Here is a 3,406-nt window from a genome sequence, read left to right on the forward strand (position 1 = left end):
TTCTTATGCGTCGGGCGAGATTATGTGGCGGAGCCTTCCTGGTGCCAGCCTAGGCCCGCCGGTCCGGATTTTTCCGCCACATAATATTTAGATGCTGTTCAGCAGTTGCAGAACGGAGTCATTTGGTCGGAAACGCACGCCGTGAGCGCCGGTGACGCCCGCCTTCTCGAGTCCATTGCGCATCATCTCGACATCCGCTGCGGCATAGCGGTGGGTCGTGGCGACCTGTGCGTGCCCGAGCCAGGCTTGGATCGTCAAAAGGTCCACGCCGGACTGGAGAAGCTTCATGGCGAGGGAGTGCCGGAAGATGTGCGGCGATATGGGCTTGTCGGCCAAGGCCGGCCTGGTAGGCACGGCCTCTGTGGCCGCACGCCGCACGATATGGATCGCTCCGAAACGAGTCAGGCGTTCGTTGCGGGCGCCGACGAATATCGCTCGCGGCTCGTGATGGGTGATCCCGCGCTCGCTCAACAAGGATGTCAGCGCCCGCGCCAGGTCCTTAGCAATGGGGACGACGCGGTCTCTGCGCCCTTTGCCGCGCAGCAGCACTTGTGGGTGCGGCCGTTCCAACTGAAGGTCGTTTGCGTTGACGCCGGTGGCTTCGGAGACCCGGGCGCCGGTCCGTGCCAGAAACAGTAGAAACGTTCGGTCGCGCCGCCCACGGGACGTCCTCTGATCGGGGGCCGCAATAAGGGCGTCCACTTCGGCCTTGGTGAGGTGGTGCGTCACCTCAATGTGAGCCCGTTTTATGGGAATCGTCAGCACGCGTTGGGCGACACCGAAGGACGCCGGGTCAGCGGCTGCTACGTGATGGAAGAAGGATCGGATGGCCGCTAGTCGGGCGTTGCGCGTGGCGATGACGTTCTTGCGCTTCTCCTCGAGCTCGTCGAGGAAGGCGAGAACGAGGTCTCGATCGAGGTCTTCGAGTGCCAATGCGGCCGGCTTCTTCGCCAATCGGGTGGCGGCAAAGATGATCAGCATGCGCAAGGCATCGCGATAGCTGGCCACGGTCGCGGGAGTCGCATTGCGTTGTTTGGTCAAGCGCCGGCGAAAGTAGGACTCCAGGAGCGGCGCCAGCAGCAGGTGTTCGCTCATGCTGCACCTCCGTCGAGGAAGGCGCGCTCCGCCGCAATGGCGAGAAGATCTGCCGAACCGGTGAGATAGTAGGCAGTGTCGCTGTAGCTGGCGTGACCGAGATATGTGGCGAGCAACGGGAGCAACGCCTGAACGTCTGCGCGCTGCTGATGCCAGAGGCCGAGACGGGTCACGGCGAACCGGTGCCTGAGATCGTGTGGCCTTAATGGCTTGCCGCCATCGAGACCAGCAAGCTTGCGGGCCTCGGCAAAGCCGTTTTGCAGGCCTGTCGCCGAGAGGCGATTGCCACGAGAGCTGAGGAAAAAGGCCTGGTCCTTGGGCATGGGAAAAGCGGCATCCCGTTCATGGACGTAGCTACGAAGGGCAGCCTGGGTCGTCGTGTGAACTGGAACGAGACGGTCCTTGCGGAACTTCGTCTTCCGAATGAGGAGAATCCCGTTGGCCAGATCAACGTCGGAACGATCAAGTCTGACCACTTCGCCTGATCGCAGCCCCGAGCTCGCCAATAATCCGATCAGCGTGGCCATTGTCCGCCCCTTGAGAAGGATTCCCGGCGAGATGCGGCGGCATGCGTCGATGAGTGATGCCAACTCGGCCTCGCTGAGGATTCGCGGAGGCGGAATCGCTCTGGATCTGGGGAAAGCTCTGCGCTCCAAGGCTTCGGTTCGCGCGTCATAGACGGCGAGATATTCGTAAAACCGGCGCAGCACGCCGTGACGACTGACACGGCTGTTGGCGGCGCCGCTGAACGACAGGGCAAAATCCAGCGCCAAAGTTCGAGTGGCAGGCCCATCGAACTGAGCGCGCTCAATGTACCTCACGAAAGCCCGCAACGTGCCGGCTTGCTTGCTGAAGGCATAGCCGAGGGAGTGGCGTAGCTCGATGTAACACTCGGCCTTCTCGCCGAGGAATCGGGCAAAGGCGGTCATGCCACGCCTCCCGGAAAGGGAAGTGCGACCTCGGCAAGTTGCGACGTCGCGACCTTTACGTACAGCGCCGTTGTGTTGATGCTGCGGTGTCCCAGGAGATCGGCAACCTCGTTGATCGGCCTTCGCTGCTTGACGAGCTGGGTGGCAAGACTGTGGCGCAGGAGATGCGCACCTGCGACCTGCCCGAGTTCAACCCCGCCATGTCGCAACCGCTTCCGCACGATCCTCGAAACAGGCGACGCGCATTTGAATGGTGCCACGGGCGGCGTGAAGGACAGGAACAGATACGGACTATCCACCTTCGGTCGAGCGCGCAGGACGTAGTCGGCGAGCGCGGCACCGGCTTCCTCGATGAGCGGGGCCACCCGATCACGCTTGCCCTTGGTGTGCCGGACAAAAACCTCGCCAGTTCGCCAGTGGATATCGTGCAGTTGAAGGGCGCGCAGCTCACCGTTGCGAATGCCCGTGGTGGCGAGCAGCAGCAGGACGGCTCGATCGCGGACGTCAACCGGTGCCGTTGCGCCGATCATATCAATTGCACGCCGAACGTCATCCCATGCAAGGCGCGGCGGCAGATGAGCCAAACGCCAGTGGGGCGTCCTGGGGACGACGCGCGCGAGATCCTGATCGTGGTGGCCAGCCCAATACAAAAACCGAAGAAATGTCCGGATGTGAGAAGTTGCTGCGGTGCGGGTACCGGAGGTCGCCGATAGTGACAGCCGATGTTCGACAGCGGCAAGGACATGCTCAGCCGTCAATGCGTCGAGGTCTTGGCCGGAATGGTGGCGATGGAACCAATCCAGAAAGCGGCGGCTGCCCAGGAGAACGCCTTCGCGAGACTTTGACTCCAGTCCGCACACCCTGCTCAGATAGTCCGAAAAGGAGCTCAGAAGCGGAGCATTCGGATCATTATCTACACTGGGAACAGCAGCAAGGAAGCGTTCTGGAGCCACTCGCCGCGCGTGTCCCAGTGCCGACACTGCTCCAATGCGTGGAGTATCCGTAGTAAACGTGCACAAATAGCTGTCGACGACATCTTGAGAGATAGGCATCGGACCACAGCGCGTTGCGGCAAACTGGCTAAAGCGCGCAATCCGGCTCAGGTAAATCGTGGCAGACGCTCGCTTATAACCAAGGGTGAAAAAATGCTCCGCGAGGCGATCCATCTCGCCACCGAGTGCACCGCTACGCAGGCGCTTGAGCACCCCACAATAGGAAAAATAGAACTCGAGCATTCTGCCCCTCCGGCGTTGTGGCACAGGGGAATCCCGCGCCATGAGAGAGGCATGAAATATTATGTGGCGGAGGCAAGCTGGGTTTGGCCGACCCGAAAGGGGTCAGGGCGGCTCCGCCACATAATCTCGCCCGACGCATAAGAATGG

General features: G+C 61.6%; 3 protein-coding genes. All 3 read right to left on the reverse strand.

Annotated features, from left to right (window positions below; translation table 11 throughout):
* Positions 1–87: 87 nt before the first annotated feature.
* Genes NKH60_RS34625 through NKH60_RS34635 form a run of 3 tightly spaced genes read right to left on the reverse strand, consistent with a single transcriptional unit; the run spans position 88 to position 3,259 of the window.
* Positions 88–1,095, reverse strand: a complete 1,008-nt coding sequence (locus NKH60_RS34625) for a tyrosine-type recombinase/integrase (RefSeq protein WP_352875080.1) — start codon at positions 1,093–1,095, stop codon at positions 88–90.
* Entirely contained in the window at positions 1,092–2,024 is a 933-nt protein-coding gene (locus NKH60_RS34630; RefSeq protein ID WP_023699564.1) for a tyrosine-type recombinase/integrase, read from the reverse strand. Before NKH60_RS34630 ends, NKH60_RS34625 begins: the two co-directional genes overlap by 4 nt.
* Complete coding sequence (locus NKH60_RS34635; protein ID WP_023699565.1) at positions 2,021–3,259, reverse strand: site-specific integrase; 1,239 nt, start codon at positions 3,257–3,259, stop codon at positions 2,021–2,023. The genes NKH60_RS34630 and NKH60_RS34635 overlap by 4 nt, the downstream gene beginning before the upstream one ends.
* Positions 3,260–3,406: the final 147 nt, after the last annotated feature.

The organism is Mesorhizobium sp. M1006, assembly GCF_040318825.1.
GTDB lineage: Bacteria > Pseudomonadota > Alphaproteobacteria > Rhizobiales > Rhizobiaceae > Mesorhizobium.

Bases quoted from the DNA above. Each gene is read 5' to 3' on its own strand.
- NKH60_RS34625 (WP_352875080.1), bottom strand. From the start codon at position 1,095: ATGAGCGAACACCTGCTGCTGGCGCCGCTCCTGGAGTCCTACTTTCGC.
- NKH60_RS34630 (WP_023699564.1), bottom strand. From the start codon at position 2,024: ATGACCGCCTTTGCCCGATTCCTCGGCGAGAAGGCCGAGTGTTACATC.
- NKH60_RS34635 (WP_023699565.1), bottom strand. From the start codon at position 3,259: ATGCTCGAGTTCTATTTTTCCTATTGTGGGGTGCTCAAGCGCCTGCGT.